General features: G+C 67.7%; 14 protein-coding genes. 5 read left to right on the top strand and 9 right to left on the bottom strand.

The genetic code is table 11. The features are described 5' to 3' along the window. Positions 1-27 precede the first annotated feature (27 nt). Entirely contained in the window at positions 28-1,548 is a 1,521-nt protein-coding gene (locus C1H84_RS12790; protein WP_113607571.1) for a sodium:solute symporter family protein, read from the bottom strand. A gap of 368 nt (positions 1,549-1,916) precedes the next feature. On the opposite strand from C1H84_RS12790, the gene C1H84_RS12795 reads away from it, so the two are divergent. From C1H84_RS12795 to C1H84_RS12815, 5 genes are all read left to right on the top strand, one after another. Next, positions 1,917-3,572, top strand: coding sequence for a thiamine pyrophosphate-dependent enzyme (locus tag C1H84_RS12795; protein WP_113607572.1), 1,656 nt, complete (start codon positions 1,917-1,919; stop codon positions 3,570-3,572). 172 nt (positions 3,573-3,744) lie between these two features. Next, on the top strand, positions 3,745-5,046 hold the full coding sequence (locus C1H84_RS12800; protein ID WP_113607573.1) for an ATP-binding protein: 1,302 nt from the start codon (positions 3,745-3,747) through the stop codon (positions 5,044-5,046). A gap of 22 nt (positions 5,047-5,068) precedes the next feature. Then, positions 5,069-6,673: a tetratricopeptide repeat protein gene (locus tag C1H84_RS12805; RefSeq protein WP_113607574.1), complete on the top strand. Its 1,605-nt coding sequence runs from the start codon at positions 5,069-5,071 to the stop codon at positions 6,671-6,673. A 128-nt stretch (positions 6,674-6,801) separates the two neighbouring features. Then, entirely contained in the window at positions 6,802-7,170 is a 369-nt protein-coding gene (locus tag C1H84_RS12810; RefSeq protein ID WP_146956065.1) for a hypothetical protein, read from the top strand. 179 nt (positions 7,171-7,349) lie between these two features. Continuing rightward, positions 7,350-7,781, top strand: a complete 432-nt coding sequence (locus C1H84_RS12815; RefSeq protein ID WP_047118133.1) for an SRPBCC family protein — start codon at positions 7,350-7,352, stop codon at positions 7,779-7,781. Between the two features lie 6 nt (positions 7,782-7,787). Here C1H84_RS12815 and C1H84_RS12820 read toward each other — a convergent pair whose 3' ends face one another. The 8 genes from C1H84_RS12820 to C1H84_RS12855 all read right to left on the bottom strand — a co-directional run bounded on the left by C1H84_RS12820 (position 7,788) and on the right by C1H84_RS12855 (position 16,877). Further along, positions 7,788-8,546 (bottom strand): polysaccharide deacetylase family protein, encoded by a 759-nt coding sequence (locus C1H84_RS12820; RefSeq protein ID WP_053797215.1) that lies wholly within the window; start codon positions 8,544-8,546, stop codon positions 7,788-7,790. 73 nt (positions 8,547-8,619) lie between these two features. Next, positions 8,620-9,921 (bottom strand): MFS transporter, encoded by a 1,302-nt coding sequence (locus C1H84_RS12825; protein ID WP_082344603.1) that lies wholly within the window; start codon positions 9,919-9,921, stop codon positions 8,620-8,622. 151 nt (positions 9,922-10,072) lie between these two features. Then, on the bottom strand, positions 10,073-10,351 hold the full coding sequence (locus C1H84_RS12830) for an HPr family phosphocarrier protein (protein ID WP_047118131.1): 279 nt from the start codon (positions 10,349-10,351) through the stop codon (positions 10,073-10,075). A 38-nt stretch (positions 10,352-10,389) separates the two neighbouring features. Further along, positions 10,390-12,081: a phosphoenolpyruvate--protein phosphotransferase gene (gene ptsP, locus C1H84_RS12835; RefSeq protein WP_113607575.1), complete on the bottom strand. Its 1,692-nt coding sequence runs from the start codon at positions 12,079-12,081 to the stop codon at positions 10,390-10,392. Beyond that, entirely contained in the window at positions 12,078-14,108 is a 2,031-nt protein-coding gene (locus C1H84_RS12840; RefSeq protein ID WP_047118129.1) for a PTS fructose transporter subunit IIABC, read from the bottom strand. The genes ptsP and C1H84_RS12840 overlap by 4 nt, the downstream gene beginning before the upstream one ends. Before the next feature lie 2 nt (positions 14,109-14,110). Further along, a complete protein-coding gene (locus C1H84_RS12845) occupies positions 14,111-15,094 on the bottom strand; it encodes a 1-phosphofructokinase family hexose kinase (RefSeq protein WP_047118128.1) in 984 nt (327 codons plus the stop codon). Further along, positions 15,091-15,867 (bottom strand): DeoR/GlpR family DNA-binding transcription regulator, encoded by a 777-nt coding sequence (locus C1H84_RS12850; protein ID WP_053797218.1) that lies wholly within the window; start codon positions 15,865-15,867, stop codon positions 15,091-15,093. The genes C1H84_RS12845 and C1H84_RS12850 overlap by 4 nt, the downstream gene beginning before the upstream one ends. Before the next feature lie 152 nt (positions 15,868-16,019). Continuing rightward, on the bottom strand, positions 16,020-16,877 hold the full coding sequence (locus C1H84_RS12855; protein ID WP_113607576.1) for a polysaccharide deacetylase family protein: 858 nt from the start codon (positions 16,875-16,877) through the stop codon (positions 16,020-16,022). Positions 16,878-16,890: the final 13 nt, after the last annotated feature.

A 16,890-nucleotide genomic window follows, 5' to 3' on the forward strand; every position in this document is an offset into this window, starting at 1 on the left:
TCGATGCTTTTGCGGTGGCTGCGCAGGCTAGTTGCGGGTTTCCGCCATGACGCCTTCTTCCTGCGATTTGCCCGAGACGCGCAGGTTCCAGTGCGCGAGCACCTCGGAATCGGTGGGCTTGGAGGCCAGCGACACCACGATGAAGGTCAGCGCGGAGGCGATCAGGCCGAAGTAGATCGGCTCGTTGGCGTAGACGCCGTCGAACTTGTTCTCGGCCTGGATCTCCAGCACGATCATGGTGCCCAGGGTGACCAGCGTGCCGGCCGCCATCGAGGCGGTGGCTCCGAGGCCGTTGCCGCGCTTCCACAGCAGGCCGCCGATGATCGCGACCAGCAGTCCGCCGACCAGGATGTCGTAGGCGATGGTCAGCGCCGCAACCACGTCGTCCACCAGGATCGCCAGCGATACCGTCACCACGCCGAGCGCCAGCACCCAGATGCGGTTCGCGCGCACGTCGTGCTCCGGGTTTTCGTTCGAGTTCACTTCGATGGTGCGGCCGAACCAGCCGGCGACAAACGGGGTGACGTCGGTGCGGGCCACGGTCGCGGCGGCGATCAGCGCACCGGAAGCGGTGGACATCATGGCCGCCACGGCGGCCGCCATGACCAGGCCGCCCACGGCCACCGGCAGCAGCTGCGTGGCAACTTCCGCGTAGACGACATCCTTGTTGGTATCGGCCCCGGTGATGTCCGGCAGCGCCACTCGGGCGGCCATGCCGATCAGGGCGCCGGCTATGCCGTAGATGATGCAGTAGATGCCGGCGGTGGTGCCGCCCCAGCGGGCGACCTTCGGCGTCTTGGCAGTGAACACGCGCTGCCAGATGTCCTGGCCGATCAGCAGGCCCAGGGTGTAGACCACGAAGTAGGTGATGATGGACTGCAGCCCGATGCCGGTGATGTCGAAGAACTCGGCGCCGATGCGCTCGCGGATGCCGTCCATGCCGCCGGCCGCGTTCAGCGAGAACGGCAGCATCAGCGCGAAGATGCCGATGGTCTTGATGACGAACTGGACCTGGTCGGCCAGGGTGATGGACCACATGCCGCCGATGGTCGAGTAGACCACCACGATGGCGCCGCCCACGGCGATGGCCACCCACTTCTCCCAGTCGAAGAGCACCACGAAGATCGTGGCGTAGGCGCTGGTCGAGGTCGCGCACAGCATCAGCGTGTACGCCAGCATCACGATGCCGGAGGTGTTCGTGGCCGATTTGCTGCTGTAGCGCAGGCTCAGCATCTGGGAGACAGTGAAGACCTTCAGCTTCTGCAGCGTCGGGGCGAAGGCCAGGGACAGCAGGATGACGCCGGCGCCGATCGCCGCGACAAGCCACATGCCGGAGATGCCCCACTTGTAGCCCAGGCCCACGCCGCCCACGGTGGACGCGCCGCCCAGGACCACTGCGGCCATGGTGCCGGTGTAGAGCACCGGACCAAGTCGGCGCCCGGCTACCAGGTAGTCGCTGCTGTTTTTGGTCCGGGACTTGCCCCACCAGCCGAAGGCCAGCATGGCCGCGAGGTAGACCGCGACGATCGTTCCGTTAATGAATTCCATGGGAGAACCTCACTGGAGAGTTTGACTAGCCGGTGATTCCTGCCAGTAAACATTAGTTTTCTAATAGAATATTGTTTCAACGTGATCTGGTCAACATTCCGGGGTTGCGCGACGCCGTTTGGCGGGAGTGGATTTCAGTGATGAAGGACACTGTCCCACTGTTCGGAATTCTGTAGACAATATGAGCAAGGATATGCATGAAGTCGCGCATCATGTCATACTCGCGTAGCAATAGGTATTCATGCTGTGCAATTGCTCTGGTTTTAGTAGTGTTTTTTGACGACGCAACGTTGCATCGCACGATCACAATGATCTTTTAACTCGTTGTTGCGTCTGACGACCTAGAAAAAGAAAGACGCCCCTAGAACATGAGTGAAAACGGTCAAGCGCAGATGCGGAAATCTGCCGGACATGTAATTGTCGATACGCTCGCCGCGCACGGTGTTGAGCGCACCTATGTCGTTCCGGGGGAGAGCTACCTCGACGTCCTTGACGGACTGCATAATTCGCCGATCGAGACAATCGTCTGCCGCCACGAAGGCGGGGCGACCTACATGGCCGAAGCCGACGGAAAGCTGCACCAGCGCCCGGGCGTCGCCATGGTGACCCGCGGCCCCGGCGCGGCCAACGCCCACGTCGGGCTGCATACCGCATGGCAGGACTCCACCCCGCTGGTGCTGTTCGTCGGCCTGATTCCCTTCGAGCACCGGGAAAAGGAAGCGTTCCAGGAATTCGATCCGAAGGCCTGGTTCGGCACCGGCGCCAAGCGCGTGATGATCCTCGACCATGCGGAGCGCGCCAGCGAAATCGTCGCCGAGGCAATGTTCGCGGCGATGTCCGGCCGCCCCGGCCCGGTGGTCGTGGGTCTGCCCGAGGACATCATCCGCCATGAAATCTCCGCCGAGCTGCACCCGGAGATTCCGGTGGCCACCGGCGGCATGACCGTGACCGACTGGAAGGCGCTGAACTCGGCCCTGCAGGAAGCCGAGAAGCCGCTGTTCGTCTTCGGCGGCAACGACTGGTCGCACGAGGGCGCCGCGGACTTCACCCGCTGGCTCGAAGAGCACGACCTGCCGGCGGCCGCGGAGTGGCGCTGCGAGGGCACTGTCCCGTTCAGCTCGCCGTCCTACGTCGGCCCGATCGGCTACGGACGTCCGAAGCCGACCTACGACCTGCTCGAAGAAACCGACCTGCTCGTCTTCGTCGGCACCGTTCCGGGCGACGTGATCACCGACGGGTTCAACGTCCGCCAGAACTGGGAAAAGAAGAACTTCATCGTGACCATCGACCCCGCCCTGCGTGGTCGTTCAGGTCCGGTTTCCCATCAGATCGTGGCCAAGCCGGACGTGTTCGTCCGCGACCTGCTGCTGATGGACCTGCCGGTCAAGGATTCCTGGAAGGAATGGACTTCGCGAATGCGCGGCGAGCAGGAGAAATTCGCGCAGCTTCCGCCGGCAGCTCCATCCGAGGGCCAGGCCAAGATGGCCACCATGATGGCCAATCTGGTGCAGTCGCTGCCCGAGGACGCCATGGTGACCTTCGGCGCCGGCGAGCACACCAACTGGGCTCACCGCTACTTCCCGACCAACGGATACGCCTCGATGATCTCGGCGCGCAACGGCTCCATGGGCTACTCCGTGCCGTCCGCCGTGGCGGCGTCGCTGAGCTACCCGGGCCGCCGCGTCGTCACCATCGCCGGCGATGGCGAGTTCCTCATGAACGGCCAGGAACTGGCTACCGCCGCGCAGTACGGCGCCACCCCGCTGGTGATCATCATGGACAACCAGCAGTACGGAACCATCCGCACCCACCAGGAGCGCCAGTATCCGGAGCGCGTCTCCGGCACCCAGCTGGCCAACCCCGACTTCGCGCTGATGGCCCAGGCCTTCGGTGGATTCGGCGTGCGCGTGGAGCAGGACGCCGAGGTTCCGGCGGCGCTGGAAGCGGCGTTGAAGGCCATCGACGAGGACAAGAAGTTTGCGCTGATCCACCTGATCGTGGAGCAGGGCGTCAAGGCCTACTAGGGGCTCCGTTCCGCGCGGCTGGTGTCGTGCGGAGGGGATTTCCCCGGCTCAATAGTCGTATAATTCCAGCGGGTGTCCTTTTTGGGCGCCCGCTGGATGCCTTTAAAAAGGCATTGCTCTGCTGTGCAGGAATCCGCGGCAGGGACGACGAGACTCGGGGAGCCGACAAACCGTGAACGAAGCCCTAATTGCCAGCCTGCAGCGCGCCGTTGAGCAGGCCCCCGAAGATCTGGAGCTCGGGCTGCACCTCGCGCAGCTGCTCCACGGAGCCAACCGCCAAGCGGAAGCACTGGCTCAGCTGAATCTCGTAATCCAGAAGGACCCCGGAAACGCGACTGCCCTGGGCCTGCTGGGCCAGGTGACCGCGGCACTGGTCGGCGGCACGGTCGCCGCCGAGCGCCCCGTGCAGCCGCCGCAGCCAACAGCGCCGGCCCCCTCCGCATCTGAACCCGACCCGGGATCCGGAACGGATGCAGCAGACGGCGGCTATGACTGGACCGCGGCCGCCGCGCAGTTCGGCGACGCGCTGGCCGCGCCCTTCATCGAGCAGCCCCTCCAGATCAGCGAGGATTCCGGCGCGCTGGAGCCGCCGCTGGAGCCGGCGGGCGAACCGGTGACATTGGCCGACGTGGGCGGGCTGCAGGCGGTCAAGGACCGGCTGAACGAATCCTTCCTGGCTCCCATGCGCAACGCGGCCATCGCCAAGGCCTTCGGCAAGTCGCTGCGCGGCGGGTTGCTGCTCTACGGCCCGCCGGGCTGCGGCAAGACCTTCGTGGCCAGGGCGGTTGCCGGCGAGCTGCAGGCGAACTTCATGGCCGTGACCATGACCGACATCCTCGACTCGCATGTGGGAGGTACCGAGAAGAACCTGAAGGCAGTGTTCGACAAGGCCCGCGCGAACGCCCCGACGGTGCTGTTCCTCGACGAAGTCGACGCGCTGGGCCTGCGCCGCGGCTCGCTGACCGGTTCCGCCTCCTGGCTGCGCCAGATGGTCAACCAGCTGCTGCTGGAAATGGACTCGCTCTCGGCCAACAACGACGGCCTCTACGTGCTGGCCGCCACCAATCATCCGTGGGATCTGGACGAGGCGCTGCTTCGCCCCGGACGACTGGACCGCTCCGTGCTGGTCACCCCGCCCGATGCCGAGGCCCGCGGGTCGATCCTGCGCCACCACCTGCAGCGCCGCCCCATCGCCGGTATCGATCTCAAATGGATCACCTCCCGCACCGACGGGTTCTCCGGAGCCGACCTGGAGCATCTGTGCACCACGGCCGCGGAGAAGGCCATGATGCAGTCCATCGATCGCAATGAGGTCGTTCCCGTGGACATGGGCCATGTCCATCAGGCCATCGGGGAGGTCAAGCCCTCCACGTTGCCGTGGCTCGAATCCGCGCGGAACGTGGTCCGCTTCGGCAACGAGCACGGCCGCTACGACGACCTGGCCGACTACCTGCGTTCGCGGAAAATGCTCTAGGGCGCACAGGAAAACTCGTCTGATGGAATTCGACGTACTGCGTACCCGGGTCAGCCACCACCTGGCGACCGGCCGCGCCGCGGAAGCGGTGGACCTGCTGAAGGAAAACCTGCAGCAGCACCAAGAGAATCCCGCATTTTGGGTGCACTACGCCTCCGGGCTGCTGCATCTGGACCGCCACGCCGAAGCAGCTGATGCCGCGCGTGCAGCGCTCAATCTGGATGTCGAGCAGCCCGAAGCGGGACTCTTCCTGGCCTTCGCGCTGATGCGGCTGGGGCAGCGCGACGAAGCCCTGCAGACGGTGTACTGGCTGATCGAGACCTGGCCGGAATTCGCTGATGCCCACTACCTGCTGGGCCTGATCCTGGCCGGTTCCGTGCGCAGCGCCGAAGACCGCATGCTGTCCCGGCAGGCCACCGAGCATGCGCTTCGGCTGCAACCGGAGAACCCCGAGTATTATCTCGGTGCGGCGATGGCCGCCCGGGTCTCGGGGGACCACCGCGCCGCCCTGGCCCACCTGCAGGCGGGCCTGGGCATCGACCCGCACCACCAGGGGATGCTGCGCTACGCCGCCGAGGTGGAGAACGGCCAGCAGCTTGTCGGCGACCGCGGGCAGCTGCTGCGCGGCCTGCTGGCCCGCGACCCCCTGAACCAGGGGCTGCACGAAGACTTCGCCGAAACCTTCATCGAAAAGCAGCGCGTCTACCGCAACCGCTTCTGGATCTTCATCCCGCTGCTGGCCTGCCTTGCCATGTTCGACTCGCTGGCTGAGGCTGCGGTCTTGGTCATCATGCCCGCGTTGATCGTGCTGGTGTCCGGCGCCTTCGCGCTGTGGAACCGGAAAACCTTCAAGAAAGCGTCCGAACCCCTGCCGGCAGGGTACGCCGGCGACATCCGCGCCCGGCACCTCTGGGTCTTTCGGGGGCTGCGGCTCTACCGGGCAAGCTGGGTCGCCGGGCTGGTTGGCGCGCTGCTGGCCTGCTTCGATGCCGCAAGCCTGCTGGGGACCGTTGTGCTGCTGCTTGGCGTGGCGGGCAGCCAGCTGGCCGCCGCGTGGGTCGACCGGGAGGCCGCCGGTGTTCCGCAGGATCCCGCGGACCGCGAGGCGCATCGGCTGTTCCTGCTGCGCCGCAGCGGGTGGCTGGCCTCCGGGTTCTGGATGCGGGCGCTGATGGTGTGCATCAACCTGGTGCTGTTCGGCTACTGCGCCGCCGGCGGCAGCAGGCTGGCCACGGTGCCACTGGCGGCGCTGGGCTTGGGCCTGCTGTCAGTGGCGGTGCCCCTGATCGTCGCGCACATCCGGTTGGGCGCGGCGGGCAACGCATTTGCCTACGGCCAGGTCGTGGGAGCCTCCTCCAAGCACCGTCGCGCGGCGCTGGTCCGCGGCAACGTGGCGGGGATCTACTTCATCGGGTTGCACCTGGTGCCCGGCCTGTTGGCGACTGGATTCGCCGCCGCGCTGCTGGTCGTGGGCCCTTCCGCACTGGCCCCCACTGACCCGTTGCCGATGGATCCCAAGCGGTCCGAGCTGGATTTCAACCTGCTCGACGAGAGCCTTGACGAGCTGCGCACCCAACACCCGGAGATCGTTGAACTGCCCTCGCTGCCGGCCGTTGAGCTGCCCTAGCGGCCGTTGCCGCGAGGCATGGATCACGATGGCCGGGTCGTCTTGGCACATGGAACGCCACAGCTTAAGATGAAGTGCTACCGAACTGCGCGCGCAGTTCACTTCCCGAGCACGAGGTGGAAAAACAGATGGCACAAATGAGCGAGGAGCTCATTGAGCAGTGGGCAGATGCCACTGCCGAAATCTACAATGAGTCCCTGACCGGTATTAATCTGACCAGGTTGCCCGATGCCGTGGCTCAGTACACTGATCTCTTCGCCCAGAGCGAGGACCTGACGTTCAATGAGGGCGCCACCCCGACCGACTACTTCGAGCACCATCCGTTCGTGGCGATCACCGCGATCCTCAACAGTCCCGATGCGCTCGAGGTGCTGGACTCGGACGCGCAGGACGCCTTGGACTCCATGGCCGACTTCGCCGAGGCCTGGTACAACTTCGACCTGGAGCAGGAGCCTGAACTCGGCATCTCCGAGGCGGACGAAGACGAAGACTGGTAAATCATCCCTCCCGCCCGGCCACCACGCCGGAAGGAAGGGCCGCAGGCCGGTTCACGCAGCGCCCCGGGCGCCGCGTGAGCCGGCCTGCGTTCTCCGAGCTTGCGCCGCAGCGTCCCGCGGCAGGGGCCGCGGGGCTTCCAGCCCTTGGCAAGACGGGCCGCGGATGGGACGATGCCGGTATGAGCCAGTTCAGCGTGTTCGAGAGCACCGTGACCATCCATCTTCCGGTGCATCGCGTCTGGGAGCTGCTGACCGACTGGGCGGCGGCACCCCTGTGGATGCACGGCATCGGATCCATGCATTCGGATGACCCCCAGCTGCGGGTGGGAACCACCTTGACCTACCGGGTCGCCGGGCACGAACGCCGGTACGAGGTCCGCGACCTCATCGAGAACCGGCTGCTGGTGCTGCACACCTCGCAGAACCCCGACGGGTTGTCCTACCGCTACGACCTGAAGGACGACGCCGGGTACACCGAAGTGGTGCTCCAGGTGGCAATCATCAATCCGGACCTGAGTGTGGAGGAGTGCGAGGAGCTGGCCGGGCATGTGCGTGAAAGCGAGGAAGACAAGCTCGACCAGCTGCGCATGTACGCCGAAACCGCTCCCTGACCCGACTCAGCCCTGCGCCGCCGCCGGGTGCGCGCCGCGCTCATAGGCGGCGCCGGGAACGAAGTCGGTTCCGGCGAAGAGCTGGTCGACGGTCACCAGGGTGTAGCCCTGCTCCTTGAGCTTTCCGACCAGGTCCGGGACCGCCTGGACCGAGCTCTTATGGATGTCGTGCATCAGGATGATCGAGCCGGGCTTGACCTCTTCCATGGCGATCTTCACGGTCTTCACCGGATCGTGGTGCTTCCAGTCCAGCGTGTCCACGTCCCACAGCACCAGCGGGTAGGGGACCAGCCGGTCGTAGACCACGCCGTGGCTGCCATAGGGCGGGCGCAGCACATCGGGCTTGCGCCCGGAGGCCTTCTCGATGGCCTCGTCGGTCCACTGGACCTCGTGCTCGATCTTCTCCTTGGTCAGCGTCGTGATGTCCGCATGGTCCCAGGTGTGGCTGCCCAGCTCGTGCCCCTCGGCGACCATGCGCTTGACGGTGTCAGGGTATCTGCCCACGTTCTTGCCCACCATGAAGAAGGTGGCCGGGGCGTCGGCTTCCTTCAACTCATCCAGCAGCCGGTCGGTGAATTCGCCCGGCCCGTCGTCGAAGGTGAGCGCCACGCACTTGGCAACGGTGCAGTCGACCGGCGCGGCGCTTTCCTCCGGCGGGGCGCTCGCCGTCTCGGAGGGGGCGGGGCCGGAAGCGCACCCGGTGAGCAGGCCGAGGCTCAGCAGCACTGCGGCGGCGCGCGGCAAGATGGTGGACGAAGACCTCATGCGTCCACCATCTCGCTTTTCGCTCCGCGCCGCATCAATGCCACGCATCCGGTGCTGGATTTTCGGTGAACAACTAGCCGTTCTCCAGTTCAGCCACGGGATCCGGGGTATCCAACGGATTGGCCAGCTCGTCCTTGGCGAATTTCCCGGCTTTCCAGGCGATGATCCCGAAGACCGGGGAGATGACCCCGGCGAAGATGAAGATCGCCTGCAGGCTCAGCAGCTGGCTCAACGGCCCGGCCACCGCCATGGACACCGGCATCAGCGCCAGCGAGACGAAGAAGTCCAGGCTGGAAATCCGTCCCAGCAGGTGCTTCGGCACCCGCCGCTGCAGCAGCGTGCCCCAGATGACCATGCCCGCCGCGTCGGTCAGCCCGAAGACCACCAGGATGGCGAAGAGCATCCAGGCGGCGTCGACATAGCCGACGAGGGCCAGCGGCAGCGTGCCCAGGCACCAGCAGGCGGTCATCAGGCTGAGGTAGCGCCGCGGGAACCGGGAGGAGGCGATCAGCAGTGATCCCGCCGCCGAGCCGATTCCGAAGAACGCCAGCGCGTAGCCGAACAGCGTGGCGTCCCCGTGCAGCTGGTCGCTGACGATGAACGGCAGCAGCACCTCGAAGGGCCCGATGAAGGAGAACACCGAGACCGCCGAGAAAAGTAGCGTCCAGCGCAACCAGCTGGTGCGCATTGTGTAGCCCACGCCTTCGCGCAGCTGTGTCAGGATGCCGGGCTGGCCCTGCTCGTCTTCCGGGGCCGCGGTGTCGTATTCCGGACGCCGCCGGATGAACTGCAGCACCGCCAGGGCCGTAAGGTGGCACAGAGCCACCCCGAGGATCGCATGGGCGGGGGAAATCAGCGCGACCAGGAAGCCCGCGGCCATGGGCCCCAGCGCGGTCTGCACGACCGGGCGGACCGTTCCCTCCAGTCCGTTCGCGGCCAGCAACTGTTCCCCGGGAAGCATCCTGGGCAGCAGCGCGGAATACGCCGGGTAGAAGAAGGCCGCCCCGGCACCGGCGAAAAAGCCGGTAACGCTCAGGTGCCACAGCTGCACCGCGCCGGTCAGCGACAGCACCGCGGTGCCGGACATGACCAGCAGGTACAGCGCCTGGATGCCGATCACGATCCTGCGGCTTGAATAGCGGTCGGCCGCGATCCCGCCGACCAGCACCAGCGCCAGCAGCCCGACGCTGTTCACGGTGGCGACCACCGACAGCTCCATCGGCCCGCCGCCCAACGCGCGCACCTGGTAGACCATTGCCACGGCCCACATGCCCGAGGCGAAGGTTGATGCCACCATGGCGCTGGCCAGCAGCGCATAGTCCCGTTGTGAAAATGGCCTGACCAGGCGCTGCATGGAAGTCGTCAAGGTGCTCATGACGTGCTCCTGTCCCGCATGTGTAGAAATCAATCATCAGGCCACTGATTGAATTTTGTCAATCACTATTTTGCGATCTTTCGGGCAAAACAGCGGCGCCGGCGGCCCCGGGAAAATCGGGGGCCGCCGGCGCCGTGGCCAGCTGCTGGAACTACTCGGAGTCGTGGTCGGTTTCCAGAACCTTGACCAGTTTGTCCAGGGCTTCCTCGGCGCCCTCGCCCTCGGCGCGCAGGATGACGGTGGTGCCGTATTCGGCGCCAAGCCCCATGAGGGAGAGGATGCTGGAGGCGTCCAGCGCGTCTTCGGCCGGTTCGCCTTCCAAGGCGATGGTGACCTCTACGGGGGCCTCGGCCGCGGCTTCGGCGAAGATGGCTGCCGGGCGGGCGTGCAGTCCCACGCGGCTGCCGATGATTGCTTGACGTTCTGCCATGACAGGCTCCTTTGATCTGGTGGTTTGTTTTCTTGGTTCTACAGGCCGAAGCGGTCCAGCTCCGGCAGTTCGGCGCGCACGAGCCGCCGGGCCTCGGAGGCCGAGTCGGCGTCCAGGGCGAGCGCTGCCAGACGTCGGGCGGCGGGCAGGTCCACCGTGCGCAGCACCGCCGCGACCGGGGACAGCGCCCGCTTGTTCATGGACAGTGTGTTCACGCCCAGGCCGACCAGCACCACGGCCAGCGCCGGGTCGGCCGCGGCCTCGCCGCACACGCCCACCGGCTTGCCTCCGGCGCTCCGGGCACCCTCGGAGGTGGCCTTGATCAGGTGCAGCACCGCCGGCTGCCACGGGTCGTTCAGCTCGGCCATGGCGCCCAGCTGGCGGTCGGCGGCCATCGTGTACTGGGTCAGGTCGTTGGTTCCCAGCGAGACGAAGTCGCAGCGGGACAGGATGCCGCCGGCCAGCACCGCCGCGGAGGGAACCTCGATCATGGCGCCGCCGGTGGGCAGGCCCGCCTCGGCGACCATGGCCGCGAACGCGCCGGCCTCGGCCGGGGTGGAGATCATCGGGGCCATGGTCCAGACCTCGGCCTGGTGCTCCCCGGCCGCCTGCGCGATGGCCGCCAGCTGGCGGGACAGCACGCCGGGGCTGGCCGCGTCAGTGCGGTAGCCGCGCACACCCAGGGCGGGGTTCGGCTCGGTGGTGTCGGTCAGGAAGGGCAGCGGCTTGTCCGCGCCGGCATCCAGCGTGCGCACCACGACTTTCTTGCCGGCGAAGGCCTCGAAGACCGCGCCGTAGGCGGCCACCTGCTCCTGGTGCGTCGGCTCGGCATCGCGGCCCAGGAAGCAGAACTCGGTGCGCAGCAGTCCCACGCCCTGGGCACCGGCGGCCGCGGCCGCCTGGGCATCAGTCCCGCTGCCCACATTGGCCAGCAGCGGAACCAGATGCCCGTCGGCCAGCATGCCGTTGCCGTCGAAGTCCGGCAGCGGTTCGCGGTTTGCGTAGGTGGCTGCCAGGTGCTCCTGCTCGGCGCCGGGGTTCGTGGTTACGGTGCCGCTGATGCCGTCGGCGAAGACCAGCATGCCGTCATCCAGCGCGGTGGTGCCGGCGGCGGCGACGATGGCGGGCAGGCCCAGCGAGCGGGCGATGATCGCGGTGTGCGACTGCGGCCCGCCGTCGGAGGTGACCAGGGCCAGCACCTTGGCCGGATCCAGGGTGGCGGTGTCGGCCGGGGCCAGATCCACCGCGGCCAGCACGAACGGCACGTCCGAGTCCGGGATGCCCGGGGCGGGCACCCCGCGCAGCTCGGCCACGATGCGGGCGCGCACGTCCAGCACGTCGCCGGCGCGTTCGGCCATGTAGCCGCCCAGCGCCGCGAGCTGGGTCGCCACCGCGTCGGCGGCTTCCCAAATGGCCGATTCGGCGCAGGTGCCGCCGGAGACCAGCTTGCTGGCGGACTTGAGCAGGGTGCGGTCGCTGGCCATCAGCGCGGTGGCCTTCAGCACGGCCTGCGCGTCTCCGGTGGCGGTGGCCGCGCGGGCCTTGAGGGCTGCGGCGACGGACTGCGTGGCCGCGGCCAGGCGCTCGATTTCAGCGTCGGCGGTGGAGCCTTCAGGCAGCGGGGCGCCGTCGGCCGGGGCGGTGATCGGATCGGGCATGCGCAGCACCGGCCCGATCACGCGCCCGGCGCTGACGCCGACGCCGTGGTAGGAAACCTGCTGCGTGCTCATGCTGCGACTCCTGCCGATTCGGCGGCTGCCGGCTGGGCCTGGACGGCCGGGGACTTGCGGACGAACTTCTTCAGGATGATGACCAGCAGCGCCGAGATCACCGTACCAATCACGGTGGCAAGCAGGAAGAGCGGCCAGGTGTTGTTCATCGCGAAGAAAACGAAGATGCCGCCGTGCGGAGCCTGGCTGACCACGTTGAAGACCATGACCAGCGAGCCTGTGACGCCGGCGCCCACCATGGAGGCGGGGATGACGCGCAGCGGGTCGGCCGCGGCGAATGGGATGGCTCCCTCGGAGATGAAGGCGGCGCCCAGCAGCCAGGCGGCTTTGCCGTTTTCGCGCTCGGCCCCGCTGAACAGCTTTGGGGCGATCACGGTGGCCAGGGCCATGGCCAGCGGCGGCACCATGCCGGCGGCCATCACTGCGGCCATGATCATCAGCGGGGCGGGGTTCTCCACCAGCGAGCCGGCGCCCAGGCCTGCCACGGCGAAGGAGTAGGCGACCTTGTTGACCGGACCGCCCAGGTCCACTGCCATCATCAGGCCCAGGATCAGGCCCAGGCCGGCGGCGGCCACACCCGACATGCCCGAGAGCCAGTCGTTCAGCGCTTCGGTCAGGCGCGCGATCGGCCCGCCGAGCACCAGGAACATCAGCCCGGAGGCGATGATGGAGCCCAGCAGCGGCACGATGACCACCGGCATCAGCCCGCGCAGCCAGCGCGGCACGGACCAGGAGTTGATCCAGCGGCAGGCCAGGCCGGCGATCACGCCGCCGACGATGCCGCCGATGAAGCCTGCGCCCATGAATCCCGCCACCGCGCCGGCGGTGAAGCCAGGGGCGATGCCCGGACGGTCGGCGTAGGCGTAGGCGATATAGCCGGCCAGCGCCGGGACCAAAAAGCCCATCGACAGCGAGCCGATCTTGAAGGCGGCGGCGCCCAGGTAGGCGAGCAGCCCTGCCTCGGGCAGGTTCCAGAGCGTGTTCTCGCCCAGGTAGGTGTCGGCCACGTCGGTAATGGCGTAGCCGCCGAGCAGGAAGCCCAGCGCGATCAGCAGGCCGCCGCCGGCGACGAACGGGATCATGTAGGACACGCCGGTCAACAGCGCGCGCTTCAGCCCTCCGCCGAAGCTTTCCTTCGTGGCGTCCGGACCCTGGGCGGGATCCTCGGCCGCAGCTGCAGGGACCCGGCGGGCGTGCGGGTCGGTGGAGGCCGCCACCGCGTCGGTGAGCAGCTTGGCCGGCTCGTCCACGCCGCGCTTGACCGGCACCTGGATGACAGGCTTGCCGGCGAAGCGGCCGCGGTCGCGCACGTCCACGTCCACGGCGAAGATCACCGCGTCCGCCTCATTGATCAGCGCCGCATCCAGCGGGGTGGAGCCGGAGGAGCCCTGGGTTTCCACGGCGAAGTCGATGCCCAGCTCAGCGGCGGCCTGGGCCAGCGCGTCGGCAGCCATGTAGGTGTGCGCGATGCCGGTCGGGCAGGCGGTGACCGCGACGACCTTCGCGCGCTTGGTGACGGCCGGTTCGGCCGCTGCCGGTTCAGTCGCGGCCGGGGCTGCTGCTGGCGCGGCCGGGGCGTCGGAGATGACCTCGGCGACCAGGTCCACGATTTCCCGGGGGCTCTTGGCCTCGCGCAGCGCGGCGGTGAAGCTCTTCTTCACCAGCGCGCGGGCCAGCTTGGAGAGCAGCTTCAGGTGGTCCTTGTCCGCGCCTTCCGGGGCGGCGATGAAGAAGATCAGGTCGGCCGGGCCGTCCTTGGCGCCGAAGTCCACCGGATCGGCCAGCCGGGCCATGGCCAGGGTCGGGGCGGTCACCGCGGCCGAACGGCAATGCGGGATCGCGATGCCTCCGGGCACGCCGGTGGCGGTTTTCGCTTCGCGGGCCAGCGCGTGCTCGGCCAGTTCCGCGGCATCGGTGGCCCGGCCCTGCGCGGTGATCTGGTTGGCCAGATGCGTGATGACGTCATGGGTGGTGGTGCCCAGGGAGGCATCCAGAGTGACGAGTCCGGGGGTGATCAGATCGCTCATGGTTAGGATCCTTGTCTTGGCGTGAGAGCGGTGACGGCGACAGCGTCAGTGCGGAGGTCGTGGCGGGTGGGAATGGTCGAACCGGGCAGCGAGGCCGCGGCCGTTCCGTAGGCGATGGCCAGGCGCAGTTTCTGCGCCGGGTCCGCTCCCGCCGTATCTGCCAGCAGATAGCCGGCCAACGATGAATCCCCGGCGCCCACGGTGCTGCGCACGGTGATCGGGTCATGGATTCCATGCCAGGAGCCGTCCGCGGTGGACAGCACCGCCCCGGCGGCGCCCAGCGTGGCGAGCACGGCGCCGGCTCCGCGTTCCAGCAGCGTGGCGCTGGTGCGGGCAGTGAGTTCGGGGGAGGCTTCCAGCTCGTCCTCGGTGAGCGTGGATCCGGCCAGTTCGGCCAGTTCCTCGCCATTGGGCTTGAGCAGGTCCGGGACGTGCTGCGGGCCGTGGGCGAACAGCTGGCGCAGCGGGGCTCCGGAGGTGTCCACCGCGATCTTCGGGCAGCCGGTGCCCAGCCTCTGGCGCAGCCGCGCGGTCAGCTTGGCGTAGTAGTCGTCCGGGACCCCTGGGGGCAGCGAGCCTGCCATGACCAGCCAGGACGCCGAGGTGGCGGCCAGCTGCTCGGTGATCAGCTGTTCCAGCTGGGCCAGGGTGGCGGCGCCGAGCACCGGGCCCGGTTCATTGATCTTGGTGGTGACGCCTTGGCGGTCCACCAGCGTGATGTTGGTGCGCAGCGGGGCCGCGATGGGCAGCGCGCGGTGCGGGAGCTTGTCGGCGGCCAGCGCCATGACCAGCGGGTCGCTGGCGTCCCCGGGCAGCAGGGCCAGGGATCCTGATCCCGCGGCGGTGATGGCTCGGGTGACATTCACTCCCTTGCCGGCCGCCTGCACGCGGCTGGAGTCGGCGCGCTGCACGGCCCCCGGCACCAGCGCAGCGCCCAGCTCGATGGTCTTGTCCAGCGCCGGGTTGCAGGTCAGGGTGACGATCATGCCACGATCACCTCGACGTCGGCTGCTTCCAGCGCCGCGGCCAGCTCGGCGCCCGGCTGCCGGTCGGTGACCAGGGTGTCGATGGCGTGCAGCGACGCGAAGCGGACCAGGGTTTCCTGGTCGAATTTCGAGCCGTCGGCCAGCAGCACCACGCGGCGGGCGCTGGCCACCAGCGAGCGCTTGACCGCCGCCTCCAGCGGATCGGGGGTGCTCAGCCCGAAGTCCGCGGCGAGCCCGTTGGTTCCGATGAAGGCGATGTCCGCGCGGTAGTTGGCGTATTCCTGGGCGGTGCGGGCGCCGCTGGCCGCGCCGGTGATGCCGCGGACGCGTCCGCCGATCAGCTCCAGGGCGATGTGCTGGCTCTGCACGAGCACCGAGGCAATGGGCAGCGCGTGGGTGATGACCACCAGGCTGTTTCCGGTGTTCGTCTTGAGCATGCGCTCGGCCAGGATTTCGGTGCTGGTCCCGGCGTCCAGGATGACCGAGGCCTCGGAGACCGGGATCAGGCTCAGCGCGCGCTGGGCGATGCGGGCCTTGGCCTCGGCATGGATGGCGGTGCGCACCACGTAGCTTTCCTCGCGGGTGCTTGCTTCGCTGGTGGCTACGGCGCCGCCGTGCACGCGGCGCAGGTGGTTCTCGGATTCGAGCTGCGCCAGGTCCCGGCGCACGGTTTCACGGGTGATGCCGAAGCGGTCGGCGAGCTGCGCCACGGTGACTTTTCCGTCGACCGCGAGCTGCTCTACGATCAGCCGGTGTCGTTCTTCGGCGAACATTTCTGCCTCCGCTGGGATTCATGACCTGCAACACATGGATCTGTGTTTAGATGACTTTATGCCCGATTGCGTGGCTGGGTCAAGTGAAATGCGGAGAAACTTTTGGCTTTATCTGTGTTTGAGTGGGTTTTGCGGGCCGCGGGTGCGCCGGACTAGCGGATCTGGTTGCGGCTGGCGTAGGCGGTCGAGCTGTTGAACTCCTGCCCGTCGAACAGCTCGTCGATGGTGACTGGGGAGTAGCCCTGCTGCTTCAGCCGCTTGATGAGCTCGGGCACGGCCTTGACCGTGCTCTCATGGATGTCGTGCATCAGGATGATCGATCCGTCGCGCACTTCCTCCATGGCGATGCTCGCGACCTTCGCCGGGTCGCGGTGCTGCCAATCCAGCGTGTCCACGTCCCAAAGCACCAGCGGGGCGTCGATGAGCGCATCGACCTGGGCGTTGTGCGCACCGTAGGGAGGACGCACGGTGCCGGGATGGACGCCGGTCAAATCCTTGATGATGGCAGCCGCCGTGTCGATCTCGTGGGTGATCTGCGAGCTGCTCAGCGCGGTGAGCGCCTTGTGGTCGTGGGTGTGGCTGCCCAGCTGGTGCCCTTCGATGACCATGCGGTGCAGGGTTTCCGGGTACTTCTGCGCGTTCTGCCCCAGCAGGTAGAACGTGGCCGGGACATCCGCGGCGGCCAGGTGGTCCAGCAGCCGCTCGGTGTGGCGCCCCGGCCCGTCGTCGAAGGTCAGCGCCACGCACTTGGACTGGTCGCAGTCGACCTCGGGGCGCGGATGCAGCCGCATCGGCCCGGCCGGCGCCACTACGGCGGGGATCTGTGGGGCGGCTTGCGCGAGAACGCCGGTGGACCCCGAAAGCCGAGGGCTTTCCTGGCCGGGAAGCAGCTTCGCCACCGCCTGCTTGGCGAAGCCGTCCTCGGCTTGGACCTGCGAGGTGCAGGAGGCCAAAAGCAGTGCGGACGCGACGACAGGGAGCACCGCAAGGCGGCGGGAAAGGGGAGGCATTAATCAACCTTCC

The sequence above is a fragment of the Glutamicibacter soli genome (genome assembly GCF_003309065.1).
Classification (GTDB): Bacteria; Actinomycetota; Actinomycetes; order Actinomycetales; family Micrococcaceae; genus Glutamicibacter; species Glutamicibacter soli.

Bases quoted from the DNA above. Each gene is read 5' to 3' on its own strand.
- C1H84_RS12790 (WP_113607571.1), bottom strand. From the start codon at position 1,548: ATGGAATTCATTAACGGAACGATCGTCGCGGTCTACCTCGCGGCCATG.
- C1H84_RS12795 (WP_113607572.1), top strand. From the start codon at position 1,917: ATGAGTGAAAACGGTCAAGCGCAGATGCGGAAATCTGCCGGACATGTA.
- C1H84_RS12805 (WP_113607574.1), top strand. From the start codon at position 5,069: ATGGAATTCGACGTACTGCGTACCCGGGTCAGCCACCACCTGGCGACC.
- C1H84_RS12810 (WP_146956065.1), top strand. From the start codon at position 6,802: ATGGCACAAATGAGCGAGGAGCTCATTGAGCAGTGGGCAGATGCCACT.
- C1H84_RS12815 (WP_047118133.1), top strand. From the start codon at position 7,350: ATGAGCCAGTTCAGCGTGTTCGAGAGCACCGTGACCATCCATCTTCCG.
- C1H84_RS12820 (WP_053797215.1), bottom strand. From the start codon at position 8,546: ATGAGGTCTTCGTCCACCATCTTGCCGCGCGCCGCCGCAGTGCTGCTG.
- C1H84_RS12825 (WP_082344603.1), bottom strand. From the start codon at position 9,921: ATGAGCACCTTGACGACTTCCATGCAGCGCCTGGTCAGGCCATTTTCA.
- C1H84_RS12830 (WP_047118131.1), bottom strand. From the start codon at position 10,351: ATGGCAGAACGTCAAGCAATCATCGGCAGCCGCGTGGGACTGCACGCC.
- ptsP (WP_113607575.1), bottom strand. From the start codon at position 12,081: ATGAGCACGCAGCAGGTTTCCTACCACGGCGTCGGCGTCAGCGCCGGG.
- C1H84_RS12840 (WP_047118129.1), bottom strand. From the start codon at position 14,108: ATGAGCGATCTGATCACCCCCGGACTCGTCACTCTGGATGCCTCCCTG.
- C1H84_RS12845 (WP_047118128.1), bottom strand. From the start codon at position 15,094: ATGATCGTCACCCTGACCTGCAACCCGGCGCTGGACAAGACCATCGAG.
- C1H84_RS12850 (WP_053797218.1), bottom strand. From the start codon at position 15,867: ATGTTCGCCGAAGAACGACACCGGCTGATCGTAGAGCAGCTCGCGGTC.
- C1H84_RS12855 (WP_113607576.1), bottom strand. From the start codon at position 16,877: ATGCCTCCCCTTTCCCGCCGCCTTGCGGTGCTCCCTGTCGTCGCGTCC.